The sequence below is a fragment of the Haloferula helveola genome (genome assembly GCF_037076345.1).
GTDB classification, from domain to species: Bacteria; Verrucomicrobiota; Verrucomicrobiia; order Verrucomicrobiales; family Akkermansiaceae; genus Haloferula; species Haloferula helveola.
Map to the genome: position 1 here is coordinate 3,938,827 of NZ_AP024702.1, position 16,052 is coordinate 3,954,878.

The 16,052-nt window shown below is 64.8% G+C and carries 7 protein-coding genes; 5 read left to right on the plus strand and 2 right to left on the minus strand.

Annotated elements, in window-relative coordinates:
• Window positions 1-64: 64 nt before the first annotated feature.
• Together HAHE_RS14785 and HAHE_RS14790 are read right to left on the minus strand one after the other, a co-directional pair.
• Window positions 65-790, minus strand: coding sequence for a hypothetical protein (locus tag HAHE_RS14785; RefSeq protein WP_338685486.1), 726 nt, complete (start codon window positions 788-790; stop codon window positions 65-67).
• Window positions 791-803: 13 nt separating this feature from the next.
• The gene (locus HAHE_RS14790) at window positions 804-4,322 is read right to left on the minus strand and encodes a hypothetical protein (protein WP_338685488.1); all 3,519 of its coding nucleotides are present in this window, start codon (window positions 4,320-4,322) and stop codon (window positions 804-806) included.
• 395 nt (window positions 4,323-4,717) lie between these two features.
• Between HAHE_RS14790 and HAHE_RS14795 the strand changes: the two genes are divergently transcribed.
• The 5 genes from HAHE_RS14795 (at window position 4,718) to HAHE_RS14815 (ending at window position 16,052) form a co-directional block, all read left to right on the plus strand.
• Complete coding sequence (locus tag HAHE_RS14795) at window positions 4,718-5,734, plus strand: MoxR family ATPase (RefSeq protein WP_338685490.1); 1,017 nt, start codon at window positions 4,718-4,720, stop codon at window positions 5,732-5,734.
• A 78-nt stretch (window positions 5,735-5,812) separates the two neighbouring features.
• Entirely contained in the window at window positions 5,813-6,739 is a 927-nt protein-coding gene (locus HAHE_RS14800) for a DUF58 domain-containing protein (RefSeq protein WP_338685491.1), read from the plus strand.
• Window positions 6,736-8,895 (plus strand): BatA domain-containing protein, encoded by a 2,160-nt coding sequence (locus HAHE_RS14805; protein WP_338685493.1) that lies wholly within the window; start codon window positions 6,736-6,738, stop codon window positions 8,893-8,895. Before HAHE_RS14800 ends, HAHE_RS14805 begins: the two co-directional genes overlap by 4 nt.
• A 366-nt stretch (window positions 8,896-9,261) precedes the next feature.
• Entirely contained in the window at window positions 9,262-11,625 is a 2,364-nt protein-coding gene (locus HAHE_RS14810; protein ID WP_338685495.1) for an MG2 domain-containing protein, read from the plus strand.
• On the plus strand, window positions 11,625-16,052 hold the full coding sequence (locus HAHE_RS14815) for a hypothetical protein (RefSeq protein ID WP_338685496.1): 4,428 nt from the start codon (window positions 11,625-11,627) through the stop codon (window positions 16,050-16,052). The genes HAHE_RS14810 and HAHE_RS14815 overlap by 1 nt, the downstream gene beginning before the upstream one ends.

Consider the following 16,052-nt stretch of genomic DNA (forward strand, 5'->3'; position numbering starts at 1 on the left):
ACACGCATCCGGGGCTTTGCCAGCCCCTGCTTTCGGATCGGCTCCCTTCCGCCACGAGGAGGGCTTACTCGGCGGTGGTGCTGTCGAAGGCGATGTCGCGGTAGCCTTCGAGCTTCATTCTGCCGGACTTCGGGTCCTGGTAGATGATCTGGAAGACCCGCTTGCGGCCCGGGTGGGGCCACAGGCTCGATGCCACCTTGCGCCACTCGCCATCGAGGTGGGCCTGGACGACCACGCCGGTGTGGTTGTTGGCGCGGACCGGAGGGTCCTCAACCAGCTTGCGGGCGCCAGGCGCGAGTTGGACGAGCTGTTTCTCAAGCATCATCCGCACCGGGACCGAGCTGACATTCATCGTCTGGATCGAGCCGGCGGGGAACGCGCGTGCGGAGCCGTCGAGCGGAGCGACGCGGTAATCGACGCCCTTGTCCGGGCCCGCCGGGAAGAAGACGAGGATCGCCTCGGTCATTCCCGACGGCAGCGTGACCTCGGCCGAGGCACCACCTTCGGCGAGCGCCTTTTCCGGGTCGGACTGGGTCGAGAACACCAGTTTGTCCCCACGCAGCGCGACCTTGTGCTTCTCCTCCGAAAGATACTTCGGAAGGTCGGCCGCCTCGGTGAGCAGGGCGGTTCCCGTGGCGGGGTCGAAGATTTGGAGTGACTGGACCTTGTTCTGGTAGGAGAAGGCCAGCATGCGGAGCTCGACGGTCCGGGCGGGTTTGTCTTCCGCGGTTTGCGCGGAGACCTGAAGCGCGGCCGCGACCGAGAGCAGGAGGGACGTGAAGCGGATCATGGTATCGGACAGCTTACTGGATCTCCTGAGGATTGAGCCAGCGGAATCCGGTCACCACGAAGCGGCGGCCGAAGCGTTGGTTGGCTTCCGAATCGAGCTTCGCGAGCTCCGTTTCTGGAGCGTCGGTCGAGTCGACGAATTCCGGCAGGCGCTGGGCGATGACCTCGCACCAAGCGGTGGCGATCACCTTGCCCGACTTGTCGCGGCTGTCGCCGTAAGCGCGGATCTTGAAGGTGTCACCGCGCACGGTGATGAACGGAGCCAACGGACGGAGCAGGTCGCCTTGGGTCAGCATCGACGGAGCACCTTCGCCGGTGCGGCCTTCGAAGGCATCCTGGTTCACGGTGCCGCGGGTTTCCGAGTCGGGCAGGGCCGACGAGACGATCTGCAGCGAGTCCTCGCGGTGTGACGATTCGTTCAGGCCGGCGACGTCGATCGCGGTCTGGATGATGCCGGCAAGGCGTTGCGGACCGGCGGTGCTGGCTCGGCGGTTGACGAACTCGCCGAGCGAGAGAAGCGGTGCGCTGTCGGCTTCGGTGCGGACGCGGATCTGTTCGACGATCGCGGTGGCGAGCTTCTCGATCTCCTGGTCGTCGAGCGAACGGTAGCCCGCCCAGCGGACGGCGCCGCGGAGGTCGAAGGATGCATCGGCGTCGAGCGAGTCGCCATCGGATGCGATCGGCATCGTGCCACGCGGGAAAGCGGTGCGGTCGTCGGACTCGAACTCACGCATCGACCATGCGAGCACCGCGCGGTCGCGCATCGACATGAGCACCGCGCGCCAGGCGTCGACCGAGGCCGAGTTGACGTTGAACGGAGCGTCGATCATCAGGTTGGCGGCGAGCTTCTGGTTGAGCTCCGAGTCGGAGAGCTTGGCCAGCTTGCCGGCGAGCTGTTCGGCATCGGCCTCGGTGGAGGGAGCCATCGTCAGACGCTGGTTCGGCAGGCGCTCGTTTCGGGTGAAGAGAGCCTCAAGTTGCTTTTCGCGCGAGCGGTTCCGCTGGTCGCCATCGGGAACCACCGAGGAGAAGTAGAAGCTGTCCCACAGCGACTGGTTCAGCAGGAACGAGTGGTCCATCAGCTGCGGGTTGCGGCCGGTGGTCACCGAGTTCGCCGGGATCAGCGGGTGGGCGAAGGAGTTGCCGAAGGGCTGGGTGAAGTGCGGCATCTGGCTGCCGGCCACAAGGTTGGCGTTGATCCAGTCGCCCAGCGAGGTCGCCGGCTGGACCGGGATGCGGTGCATCGGGACGTTCGACACGCCGAGGTCGGCGGTGTTGCTGGCGCCGAAGTAGCCGCGGTTGGAAGACGGATCGATCTCGACGCCCGGGAAGCTGGTGAAGTCGCGGACTTCGCTGAAGCTCATGCCGTACGGTTGGTGGGCCCAGCCATACTCCTGCGACGACTGCCATGAGCCTTCGATGTTCGGGTTGTTGAAGAGCCATGCCTTCGAGTTGTCGCCGTCCTGGGCGGTCGTCTTGGCTCCCATGGTCAGCACGGCGAACGGAGTCTTTCCGCCCGGATCCGGATCGGTCTGGGTTTGCAGCAGGCTGCCGGCGGTGAAGGTCCGCGAGATCACGTTGCCCGCGCCCGACTCGGAGATTTCCGAATCCACATCGCCGAACTGGAACTCGAAGCTGCGGAGCTGGTCGCGCTCGACGTCCTCGCGGGCGCCTGCGAGCAGGTCGACGCGGAACTCGGCCTTGCGGCGGCGGTCGGTTTTGGTGATTTGCGGGGCCGCCTCGACGGTGAACGTGTCGTTCAGGCGGATCGCCAGCCAGCCGGGCTTGTAGTTCCGCTGGAGCTCGAAGTCGTAGAGCGTCTTGGTCGGGCGGTCGTTGCCTTGGTAGCTGAGGTGGTCGGTCTGCAGGCCGGCGCGGGTGTCCCAGCCGGGGACGGCTTCGATGCCGCGGCGGTTGCCGGTGCGGTTGTCGGTGTTGGCGAAGTTCTCGCCGAGGTTCCAGTCGAAGAAGCTGCGCGGCTTGTAGGCGCCGCCACCGATCTCAAGACCCCAGGTCCAGTTGTCCTCAACCCATGGCGAGAACACGCGGACCTCGCCCGGCTGGAGGGTGATTTCCTCACCCGGACGGTTGCGACGGCCCATCTCGGTGAGCATCAAAGTGAAGCTCTTCTCGGCGGTGGCGCTTTTCTCGTTCGAGATCTGGAAACGGGCGAGGCTGTGGAACTCGCCTCGTTCGAACTCGGGGCGAAGGTAGGCGTCGTTTTTCTTGAAGCGGAAGCCGACCGGCGGGTCCCAGACGCGGATGCGGAGCTGGTCGAGGTTGAGCGCGACGTCGTACGGGTTGTAGAGCGTCACGATCGGGTCGTAGACGAGGTGCGGGCAGGCGTAGCTCTGGTTGCCGCCCGGGCCACCGTAGCGGTTGTAGAAATCGATGCGATCCGGCACGTGCGAGTGGTGGGTGACGACCGAGAACATGATCTGCATCTTGGCAATGATCGGCATCAGGCGCTCGCTTGTCGGAGTCGCGTCATTGCCGCTGCTGCTCGGGCGCAGGTCGTTGCGGTCCGGCTTGGCCTTGGGCTCGCCGGTCGCGGCGTTCGAGACGGACTCGTAGCTCTTGTAGTGATCCTTGAGGAAGTCCCAGGTCGGGCCCGAGCTCTGGCCGGAGCCGTAAGGCGCGGTGGCACCGAAGAGGGTCTTCGGTGAGCTGCTGGACTCGAGGCTGGTCGAGAGGTCGACACGAAGACCGCCGTGGGCGGCATCGGCGAGGACGCCAAGGCCGTTGGTGGTAAGATCGTGAACGCGGCCGGTGACTTCCTGGCCACGGGCTTGTCCGATCTGGAGAGCGGCGGTTTCGAGGCTGAGAAGGCGCGAGTCGCCGCCGAGGCCTTCAAGCTCCGGAGCAAGGCGGTCCGGACGTGCGACCGGAGCGGCCATGCGCTCGGCGAGGCGGTCGTCGGTGTTCTTGACGTTCTCGCGCTCGAGGTGGATCGGCGCCTTGAGGGACTCGTCGAAGGTCGCCCAAGCCATGCCGCCGCGTCCTTCGTCCGTCAGGACGAGCGGGGCCTGGATGTCGTCGGCTCCGAACTGCTGGAGCACGGTCACCGCGTTCCGGCGGAGGCCGGACTTGGCGAAGTTCAGGTCCTTGAGCGCCGACGGATCGCCGTGCGAGCAAAGCCAGCCGAGGAAACGGTCGCTTTTCTCCGAGTAGTCCGGGCCGTCACCGGATCCCAGTTCCCATGCCCAGCTCTGCCATGCTCCGGCGAGGTGCGACTGGGCCGCGCCTTCGTCCATGGCGTCGGCTGCGGCGGAAATCCGCTGGTCGGGTCCGAGCTGGGTTTGGAGCTGACCGATCGCCAGGTTCATCGCGAGGCGGGCGTTGGCACGGGCTTCGGCCATCGCTTGTCCGCTGCGGCTGCTGCGGACGCTGATCGATGAAAGGCTGAGGAGTCCAACCGCCAGAAGCACCATCAGGACCGACATGGTGAGCACCGCGATGAGCGCGAAGCCACGTTGGTGGGTCCTTGATGCGAAGAGACGACGGGACAGGGCTTTGGGTTGATGGGTTTGCACGGTGGCAAGGAGGCTTATGGGTTCAGTGGAAGGCGCGGGTTCAAAGTCGCCTTCCACAAGCGACGCTCCGTGACAGATCTGGGTTTCGCCGTTTGGCGATCTGCCGGAGCGTATGGACAAACCATAGACCGAGTGACCGCCGAATACTTGTAGGATTGAGAATACATTGTGTATGATTCCGACGGACGGATTCGGTCCGTCGGATCACCCCAATAGCTGAGCTTTCCCGCCATTGCTTGGATTCCGGGTCACAAAGCTGTCCGACATCTGGGTTGCGGTCGCGTCGGACCCAAATATTTCCCATCCGCTTGAAACAGGCGTAAGGGCGGGTGTCGTAGAGAAGCGAATCCCTGACGGCATGCGCCGAGAGGGGAATCCCCATTCCGGACCATTCCATGACTGACCAAACCGACGACACACAGGCCGTGGAGAAGCTCGGCCAGGCGCGCGACGCGATCGTGACCGAACTCCGAAAGACCATCGTCGGCATGGACGAGGTCATCGACCAGATGATGATCGCGATCTTCGCGAAGGGCCACTGCCTGCTGGTCGGAGTCCCCGGCCTTGCCAAGACGCTGCTGGTCAGCTCGCTGGCCGAGACGATGTCGCTCGGCTTCAAGCGGATCCAGTTCACCCCCGATCTGATGCCCTCGGACATCACCGGCACCGAGCTCCTGCAGGAGGACCCCGAGACGCACCAGCGCCGCTTCATGTTCCAGAAAGGCCCGGTTTTCACCAACCTGCTGCTGGCCGACGAGATCAACCGGACGCCGCCGAAGACGCAGGCCGCACTGCTGGAAGCGATGCAGGAAAAGCGGGTGTCGTCGGGTGGCGAGGACTACAAGCTGGACGAGCCGTTCTTCGTTCTCGCGACCCAGAACCCGATCGAGCAGGAAGGCACCTACCCGCTGCCGGAAGCCCAGCTCGACCGATTCCTTTTCAACATCCGGGTGAAATATCCGACCCACCAGGAGGAGCTCGACATCATGAAGAGCGTGACCGGTGAGATCTCCGATGAGGTGAAGAAGGTCGTCGACGGCCCGGCCATCGTCGAGTTCCAGAAAGTCGTGCGCCGGATCCCGGTGGCCGATCCGATCTTCGAATACGCCGCCCGCATCGTGCGCTCCACCCGTCCGGACGAACCGGATGCCCCGGAGTTCGTCAAGAAGCTCATGTCGTGGGGCGCGGGTCCGCGGGCCTCGCTCAACCTGATTCTCGCCGGCAAGGCGCGCGCCGCGCTGCGGGGCCGCTGCCATGTGTCGGAAGACGACATCCGGGCCGTGGCCCTGCCGATCCTGCGCCACCGCGTGATCCCGAGTTTCGCCGCCCGTTCGGAAGGCATGACCTCGGATACGCTGGTCGAGCGCCTGCTCGATGAGTTGTCGACCGAAGGTCAGCGGAAAGCAGGCTGAATTCCAAAGGTCAGAAGGCGGAAATCAGGGCTCAGCTTCCCGATGCCTGCTCCTGTCTCCTGACTCCCGTCTCCTGAAATGGACCACCTGCCCGAGACGAACTACCTCGATCCCGAGATCCTCCAGCGGATCGGGGACCTTGAGCTGATCGCCCGCGAAGCGGTCGAGGGCTTGCGTGTCGGCAGCCACCGCAGCCCGCTGCGCGGCTTCAGCACCGAGTTCGCGCACCACCGGCAGTATGTGCCCGGCGACGCGATCCGGAACATCGACTGGCGCGTCTTCGGCCGGACCGAACGCTACTACACCAAGCTCTACGAGGCGGAGACCAACTTCGATTGCCACCTGCTGATCGATGCCAGCGCGTCGATGAACTACGCCTCCGGCAAGGTCAGCAAGCTCGAGTATGCCAAGTTCCTCAGCGCGGCGCTGGCCTACATCGTCCTCAAGCAACGCGACTCGGTCGGGCTCTCGGTCTTCGACAGCGAGGTGCGCGGCTACCTTCCGCCGCGCTCGACGATGGGGATCCTGCTGCAGATCGACCGGATGCTGCGCGAGACGAAATCGGTGCCGCGAACCACGCTCGCCAAGCAGCTGCACGACATTGCTCTGATGATGAAGCGACGCTCGTTCGTGGTCGTGATTTCCGACTTCTTCGCCGACGTCGAGGATGTCCTCAGCGGGCTCGATCACCTGCGCTTCGACGGCCACAACGTGGTCGTTCTGCAAACGCTCGACCCCTACGAGCTGACCTTTCCCTTCAACGGGACATGGCGGTTCGAAGGCCTCGAACTGGAGGAGCCGGTGACGACCCAGCCCGACCGCATCCGCGAGGACTACCTCGCCTCGTTGCAGCGGCATCGAGAGGCGCTGCGTGCCGGCTGTGTCGCGGCGCACATCGACTACGCCTTGGTCGACACCTCGCGTCCGCTCGACGGCTTCCTCAGTGAGTTTTTCCATGAACGGGAGACCACCCTCGGCGGTGGCTCGGCCGAACCCCGCCAATGAGTTTCCTCAATCCGCTGCTGCTGCTCGCCGCCGTCGGGATCGCCCTGCCGATCCTCGCGCACCTGCTGAACCGTTTCCAGGTCCAGCACACCGACTGGGCCGCGATGCGCTTCCTCAATCGCAGTGTGCGCGTCCGTTCGCGGCAGATCAAACTCCGCGACCTGCTGCTGCTCATCCTCCGTTGCGTGGCGGTCATCTTGCTGGTGCTCGCGCTCGCGCGCCCGGCATGGACCGGTTCCTCCTGGCTGCCGGGCGAACGCCGTGCCGGCGTAGTGATCGCCATCGATTCATCGTTCAGCATGGGGAAAGGGAGCGAGGGATCGACCCGCTTCGATGAAGCCCTCAAGCGGGTCGAGGTGATCCGCGGCAAAATGGCGCCCGGCGATCCGGTGACCTTGGTTCTTCTCGGCGATGATTCCCGAGTGGTCCTGCGGAACATGGCATACGACCGTGACCGTTTCGCCGATGCCCTCGAGGCTGAGTCGGTGAGCCCCGGTTCGCTCAATCTCGGCACGGTGCCGAAGGAGCTCGCCGATCTGGTGGCCGACATGGAAGCGCCACAGAAGGAGATCTATCTGATCACCGATGGTCAGGCTCGCGATTGGAAACAGCCTTCCGCCCAGTTGCGCGAGGGACTCGCCGAACTCGGCACGCTGGCGGAGGTCTTCGTCGTGCCGGTGCCCGGCGACTCGGCGAATCTGGCGGTGACCGATCTCGAATTGGTTTCCGGCGTTCTGCGGAAAGGAACGACGGCCCGCTACCGCGCGACCGTGCGCAACTGTGGCACCTCGCCGGCATCGAACATCGCGGTGCAGTGCCGCGTCGACGACGTGCAGATCGACAGCAAGGTGATCCCGCTCATCGAACCGGGCAGCTCCGAAACCGTGTCGCTCTTCGTTCCCTTCCACAATGCCGGGGCGACCCAGATTACGGCGCAGATCGATGGCGACACGCTCCCCGAGGACAACGTGCGGCGCACCGTTGCGGTGGTGCGCGACAAGGTATCGGTGATCTGTGTCGATGGTTCTTCGGGCGATGCCGGACGTCTGGTGGTCGCTGCCTTGATGGCGCGCGCCGACGGTGCGCAAAGCGAGGACTACTTGGTCCGCTCGGTGCCGTGGCTTTCGTTCCCCGCCGAGAATCTCGATGAAGTCGACGTGGTGGTATTCGCCGACGTCCCGGAGATCACCGAGGAGCAGTCGGCCCAGCTCGCGCGCTTCGTGCGGAACGGCAACGGACTGATCTGGTTCGCCGGCGATAGTGTGAAGGCCGGTGCCTGGAACGAGCGTGCCGCCACCGGCGAAGGGGCGCTGCTACCCGCGAAAATCGGCACGGTGGTCGATACCAGCGACGCGCTCGGCGCGGGCAAGCCGCTGGATCCGGAGATGCCGGACCATAACGTCTGCCTGCCGCTGCTTTCCCTGCCCGAAGATCTGTTCAACGAGACTCGTTTTCTCCGTCAGGTCGAAGTCGAACCAAGTCCTGCCAGCTTCACCGTCCTTCAACTCGCCGGCAGCGGCGCTCCGGTGCTCGTCGAGCAATCGCTCGGCCGCGGGCACGTGTTCATGTTCACGACCACCGCCGAGACGGCATGGAACAACATGGCGCTGACCCCGGTCTTCCCGATGGTGATGCAGCAGATGGTGACCTACCTCGCCGGTCGCGAGTTCGAGCGTCCGCGCACGGTCGGCGACTCGCTGGCCCTGACCTACGTCGAGCAGCCGGATGCCAGCGATGCGGTGTTCGACACGCCTTCGGGAGAAACGATCACCGTGCCGGTGAAGGAGCATCGCGGTCAGTATGTGGCGCTGCTCGAGACCGCGCCCGAGGCGGGCTACTATGAAGCCCGTGTCAGCGTCCAGGCGGCGGGTGTGCCGATCGCGGTCAATGTCGACCCGCGCGAGTCGGATGTCGCCTGTCTTCCGGAAGCCGAACTCCGCGCCAACATCGAGGGGCTCGGTCTGAATGTCGCAGCGAGCGACGACGAGCTCGCCTCGGCGATCGAGGCCACGCGCACCGGTCGCTCCGCATGGCGTTTCTTCATGATCGCGGCCCTCGCCTTCCTCCTTTTCGAAAGCCTGTTCGCCGACCGCCTCCTCACCCGTGGTTCCGCGAAGCAGGAAGCCCCCGCCACCCCCGAGCCGCAGAATGCCTGAAGTGATGGTCATGCCTTTGGATCCTGCCGCCGCAATCGTAACAACCCCGACGGGGTTGCATCGTGCAGCCCGGGGTTGTGGCGAAGCCGCTACCCCGGGTTCTTCGGGCGTGAAGTTCGCAACCCCGACGGGGTTGTGTCTTTCCGACCCGCGGCGACGGACGGAACCCCGATGGGGTTCGAATTGGCTGTATGTTCGGACACCCAGGGTAGCCCCGACACGTCGGGTCAACCCTGGGCTTCGGTTTGCAACCCCTTCGGGGTTTTCTGACCCGTCGCCACGCTGGGAGTGTGATCGCTTGCCCTCGCCATGTGATCGCTTTCGCCGGGACGAATCGGAACCCGCAACCCCGCGCACTCCTCTCCCATGATCCTCGGATTCGACGATTTCTTTTGGGCGCGTCCGCTGTCGACGCCGCTCATGATTGCGATCTTCGCCGCGGTGGTGCTGCTCAGCATCTTCCTCTACCGCCGGCCATGGGGACTGCCGCTGTGGTTGCGGGTCGTGCTCGGCTTGGCGCGCCTCGTCGCGCTTACGCTGGTGGTCGCCTCGCTGTTCGAGCCGACCGGTGTGGTCAACGAGTCCCACACGCAGGCCCGCACTTTGCCGGTCCTCATCGATGTCTCGGAGAGCATGTCGATGAAGGACCCGCGCAAGAACGCGGAGGACGTCGCTGATGCCGCCGCGGCGCTCGGTATGACCGATGATGAGGATCTCGAACCCGACCGCGTCGCAATGCTGCTCAGTGCCGATCAGCGTCAGCAGATCCTTTCGGCCTCCCGCCTTGATCTTGCCCGCGGGATCGTCACGGGTGGTGCCCGACCGGTGATGGAGGACCTCGGCGAGTCGCTCGACATCAGCTACCACAGCTTCGGCGGGTCGCCGCACGTGGTGGCCGATGCCAGCACGGTCAGTGCCGATGACCTCGTCAGTCTTGCCGCCGCCGAACCGGTCACTTCCATCGCGGCCTCGCTCGAAGCCGTGGCCAAATCCGGAGTCACGCCGCCGGCCGGGATCGTCCTGCTCACTGACGGCATCGACAACTCCTCGTCGCAGCAAACCGAGTCCGTGCTGCAGGATCTCGGAGCCCGCGGCATTCCCGTCTTTCCGGTGCCGATCGGTCTCGACGAACCCGACGACGTTTCGATCCGCAATATCGTGATGCAGGAGGTCGCTTTCTCCGGCGACCGGGTGCCGATCCAGGTGCAGTTGCTGTCGAAGGGCTACGAGAAGCGGACTGCGAAGCTCACCGTGCGCTTGAATGACCGCCAGGTCTCGCAGCGGCGGGTGCGTCTCGAAGGTGGCCTGCAGTTCGAGGACATCGATTTCAATGTCGACCTCTACGAAAAGGGCGCGGCACGGATCGTGGTCGCCATCGAGCCCTTCGACGACGAGGTTTCGGAGGCCAACAACGTCGTCGAGCGCAGCATCCGGGTGGTCAACGAGAAGGTCAACGTGCTCTACATCGAGGGCAACAACCGCTGGGAGTTCCGCTATCTCACGGCGATCCTCAAACGCGACCCGCGGCTCAATACAACCTTCATCGCGTCGTCCGCCGGTCCCGAATTCGCGAGAAACTCCCCCGAGCACATCGAGCGCTTCCCGAGCCGTCGTGAGGACGCCTTCAAGTATGACCTGGTCATTCTCGGTGACGTCGATGCCGGCTTCTTCACCCCGGAGGAACTCGGATTGCTGGAAGAGCTGATCCGCGACCGCGGCGGATCGCTGCTGGTGCTGTGTGGTCCGATGCACACGCCTGCCTCGTTCGTCGACACGCCGGTCGAGACGATGCTGCCGGTGCGCTTCGATCCGGATGGCGAGTGGGAGCTCACCTCCGAGTCGGTCTACCCGGTGCTCACCTCCGAGGGACGTAGTAGCATGGTGATGGTGCTTGAGAACGAGACCGAGGAAAACGACCGGATCTGGAGCCGGGTCGCGCCGCTCGATCACCTTCCGCCCCTGCTCGGACCCAAGCCCGGCGCCACGGTGCTGGCGACCCTTTCGGATGCGAGTGGAGGTTCGGAGCGCTACCCGATGGTCGCGTGGCACCGCTACGGCACCGGCAAGTGCCTGTCGCTGGCGACCGACCGTCTGTGGCGACTGCGCTTCAAGACCGGCGACAAATACCACTGGCGTGTCTGGTCGCAGTGCATCCAGTTCCTCACGCTTTCGCGCCTGATGGGCGAGCACAAGCGGATCCGGCTCGAGACCGACCGCTCGATCTATCGCGACGGCGAACAGGCCCGCCTTTACGCCCATGTGCTCGATGAGGACTTCGAGCCGGTCGTTCAGACGTCCTTCGAAATCACCGTGAACGGTGTCGATGGCAATGCCGTGAAGGAGCGCGTGAGCCTCCAGCCGGACCGAACTTCGCCCGGTCTGTACGAAGGCTACTTCACCGCTCCGGTGCCCGGCCGCTACCGGCTCGAGGCGAACGAGGACGATCAGGAGGTTTCCAACACCACCGAGTTCCAAGTGTCCGTGGTGAATGAGGAACTGGCCGACACCAACATGCGCCTCGAAAGGCTGCAGCGGATCGCCCAACTCACGGGCGGCGAGTGTCTGAGTGTGCGCGACCTGCCGAAGCTGAAGAGCTTGGTCAATGCGGAACCGATCACTACTACGGTGCGCTCGGAGCGTCCGCTGTGGGACAACGGATGGGTCGCCGCGTTGTTGGTCGGCCTGCTGGGCATGGAGTGGATTTTGCGGAGACGACACGATTTGACCTGATGAGCGAGAACACCCACAGCGCCCTGAATCGGTGCCTGCGCGCGGTCTGGCAGCGCAGGCAACGGAAGCATCTGGTCGGCGGGCTGCTGGCGTTCGCCCGTTGGTTCGTGCCGCTGTTTCTCGTCCTGATTCTCATCGACCGTTTCACCTTCCTGCCGGGCTGGGCGCGAGCCGTGATCGCGCTGGCGCTGCTTGCGGTCGCCGGCCGTCAGGCATGGCGTCACGGCTGGTCACGACTGCGCGGCTTCGATGCCACCCGCACGGCGAAGGAGATCGAGGACGCGCAGGGCGGCATGGACAGCCTGCTGGTCACGGCGGTGCAGTTCCAGAAGAGCGGTGCGTCACCCGGAACGTCGGCCGCGATGTGGGAGCTGACGCAGCGGAAGGCGGAAGCCGCCGCCGAGGAGGTGCCACCGGAAAAGGTCGTGAACCTGCGCGATCTCAAGCAGCCGATCCGCATCGCCGCGGGGCTCGCGGTGGTACTGCTGATCCTCGCGATCCTCAATGGGCCTTTCCTCGCCGCCGGTCTCGGTCGTCTGTTCACGCCATGGCTGGCGATTGCGTATCCGACGAAAACCCAGATCGATCCCGGCGCGGAGGAGTTAGTGGTGAAAGAAGGTGCACCCGCCAAGGTCGAGATCCGTTTGTCCGGTTCGGTGCCAACCACGGCCAAACTGGAATTGCAAACGGGAGAAGGCCGGCCGCGTGAACTGAAGCTCGACGTTGCCGATGGCGTTTGCGTTTACGAAATCGCCTCCGCCTCCCGCGATTTCACGTATCGCGTGAAAGCCGGCGATGCCCGCAGCGACTGGCGTCAGGTCCGCGTGATCCCCGCTCCGCGCCTCGCCGAGGTGAAGGTGGATCTCGAGTATCCCGCCTACATCGGGCGCCCGACCGAAACGGTTGAGGCCCTGACGCTGACCGTGCCCGAGGAAACGACGGTCCGCTGGAAGCTCACGCTCGATACGCCGATCCAGGAAGCGACGCTTCATCGCGACGGCGCCGAGGACCTGCCGCTCGAAATTGGTGATGACGGCCGCACGCTGACCCTTTCCGAAGCCGCATCGGCATCTCGCGGCTACAGCTTTTCGTGGACCGAAGCCGGGCATGGCTTCGACTTCACCAGCCCGCGCTATTTCCTCCAGGTCGCTTCCGACCAAGCGCCTCGGGTCGAACTCACCGCACCGGAGTCGAACCTCAACGCGATGCTCGGCCGGCCACTCGAACTCGCGGTTCGGGCACAGGACGATCACGGCATCGGAACCACCACGATCACCTACCGGGTGAACCGGCGGCCGGAGAAGACGATCACACTGGCGGAGCCGGTCCGCAGCGGCGAGGGATCGCAAGCGCTCGGCTGGGACTACCGCGAGGAGCTACCGGATCTTCAGGTCGGCGACTCGGTTTCGTTCTTGGTCGAAGTGACCGACAAATACCCGGGCGAGGGCGGACCCTACCGGGCGCGCACCGATTCGCGCCGCATCACCTTCCTTTCGCGTGACGAGTATCTCGCTGCGATCACCAAGCAGATGGAGCGTCTGCTCACCCGGGTCCGGACGCTGTATCGTCAGGAGCGCGCTGCGCACGAGCTGACGTTGGCACTCGACCCCGGGGCCGACAGCTATCTTCCGACCTGCCAGCTCGAGGCCATCCGTCAGGAAATGGTGCGCGAGCAGCTCGTGACCACGGCGAACGAGGTTCAGGCGCTTCTCGATGATCTCGCGGCCAACCAGGTCAGCGATGCGGTCGAAAGCGAATCGCTCGCCACCCTGCGCGACGGCCTGCGCGGGATTGCCGGTGATCACGTCGCCCGTGCCGCCGACCTGCTGCGCCAGCAGGTGGGTTCCGACACCCGCGATCCCGAGCCTGCCGTGGCGGCGGTCAACAAGGCTGCCCGCGAGCTTGCCGCGCTCGTCTTGCAGCGCGACATCGACGCTGCCCGCGAAGTCTTCGCCCGTGAGACCCGGATGTTCTCCCGCCAACTTGCTGACCTCCGTCTCCGCTTGATCACTTCCGGCCCGGATCAGGCGGAGGCATTGGCGAATGGACATGAAGAGGTCGCCGAGTGGACCGACACGCTCCTCGACCAGCTGACGAAGGGGATGCGCTACGACAAGCGTCCACTGGCGGTGCTTGGGCTCAGCCGTCGGATTCACGACCTGCGCACCGGAGGACTTTCCGATTCAATTCGTGAAGCCGCCAAGCTTGCGCGGGAAGGAAAGGCCGCGGAGGCGGCCGCCGCCAACTACCCGCTCATCCGCCCGGTTCTTGAGGCCGAGTTCACGATGCGCAGCGGCTCCGAATACGCGCTCATCCGGGAGCTGCGCGAACAGCTGGATTCCCTGATCAGCGGGCAGGAAGAGTTGTTGGTAACTTGTTCGGAGTTGGAGGAACTCGGAGAGCGGAAAGCGGAACTGAAAGACCGTCAGGCCGAGTTGCGCGACATGCTGGTGCTGGCATCGCTCCCGGCCATTCCTGCACCGCGGACCCGGCTGTTCGATCTGACGATGCCACCCGCTCCGCCTACCGACGACTTGCGGCTCCGCTCCGAGAAGCTCATGACCGACGCGATCGGCCAACTTGAGGCGGGAGCGAAGGACAAGGCAGTGGCCCTGCAGGGCGAAGCGGTCGAGTCGCTGAAGGAACTTGATACCATCCTCACCCGCTGGTCGGCGGAACTCGCCCAGCAGTCGCTCGGGGTTTCCGCACTCGTCTCCGATGCAACCAACCGAGCCGGATATCTCGACAAGCTCGAGACCCGCCAGATCGGACTCCTTGAACAGACCGAGGAAGCGGCCCTCGATGAGAAGAATCCACCCGTTCTTTTGGAGGACCAGCAAGCGCTCGCGCAGGACATCGAACAATTCCGCGAAGATCTCTCCGGAGGTGAGGCCGGTCCGGCGCAGGAAGCTCTGCCGTTGCTCGGTCGACTCGAGGCGGTTGCCGAGGCGATGGAGCTGGCGTCGGCCGCGCTCAAAGGAAAGTTCGCCGAGGAGGCCCTCGAACCGCAGGAGGAAGCAGCTGCCGCCCTGACTGAGGCCCGCGAGATCGCCGAAGGACAACTGGTGCAGCTCAACCTGCTCCAGCAGCTGATCAGCTTCGAGCAGTCGGTCGGAAAGGCGAGCGATGGCATGGCCGATATCGTTGGCGGGCAGAACGATCTGATCGAAGCGACCGAAGAAGCCGACGAGGATGCGCTCGAAGCGCTGCTCGCTCCGCAGCGGAACCTCCTGCAATGCCTGACGGACATCGCCCCGAGCCTCGATCTCGTCGCCGCCCGTCTCGATGTCGGCACGCCGCTTGTTTTCGCCGCCTCGGATGTCGAGGACGCGCTTCTCGCGATGGAGGACGGCGATGCCGAAGACGCCGCCGAGATCCAGGATATTGCGGTCGAGTCGTTGGCCAAGGTGCAGGGGCTGGTGGCCGAGATCTCGGTCCAGACCGGATACGTGGCCGAGATCGTCGAGTTCCTCCACGAAGCCGAGTCGGATGCCGCTCTGCTCGTCTTCCGCCAGCGTCAGCTTCGTGAGGATGCCGGTGCGGACGATGTACTTGCCAAGCAGCAGGCGCTTGCTTCGGACACTGCGAACTACGGTCGCATCCTCACCGAGGTCGCGGGCACGATCGATTTCCAGAAGTTGGACGAAAAGGTCCGGGAAAGGCTGGGGGACCTGGATCTCACCGTCGACTTCGAAGCTCCCGCCGCTTTCATGAACGAGGCGGTGAAACTCATTCAGTCCGGCCAGCCCGCCGAGGATGCGATGCTTGCCGCCGAGAAGTCGCTGGCGGCGAACTCGGGGCAGTTGCTGGTCGTCATCACCATGCTCAACGGCCTGCCGGCCATCTCGGTGACGAATGCCGACCCGCCGGAACTCCATCGCCTGATCGCGGCGCTCGATCTGGCCAGCAAACATCGCCAGCTCCTGCGCGATACCCAGGGAGCGGCCGACAAGGATCTGCCCGGACTCGCCGCGGGGCAGACGAAGCTTGCCGACGCCGCAGCCAAACTGGAGGAAGGCGAGTTGACCCACCCGATGGTGGTTGCCGCCCATGAGCAATTGATGCCGATCGCTGATGCGCTTCGCGGCTCGCGCAAGGCGGATGCGGCGCGTGCGCAGGCGGCAGCGGACCAGACCCTGCGTCACTTCATCATCGAGCAGGCTCTGATCCTCAACACCGCGAAGCCGCCAACCTCTGCGAGCGACGAGGACGTCCTCACCGAGTCGGAAACCGACGATCTTTACGAATCGGACACCGTGGGTTTCGTCTCGGACTTCGTCAGTGGCGAGGCGCCTAAGGACAAGAAGTCCGAGTGGGAAATCCTCGGCACCAGAAACCGCGCCGCGCTCAACCAGAACTTCGCCCGCGAGCTGCCGCTCGAGTACCGGGCCACGCTGAAGAACTACTACGAAAGGGTCGCGAAATGA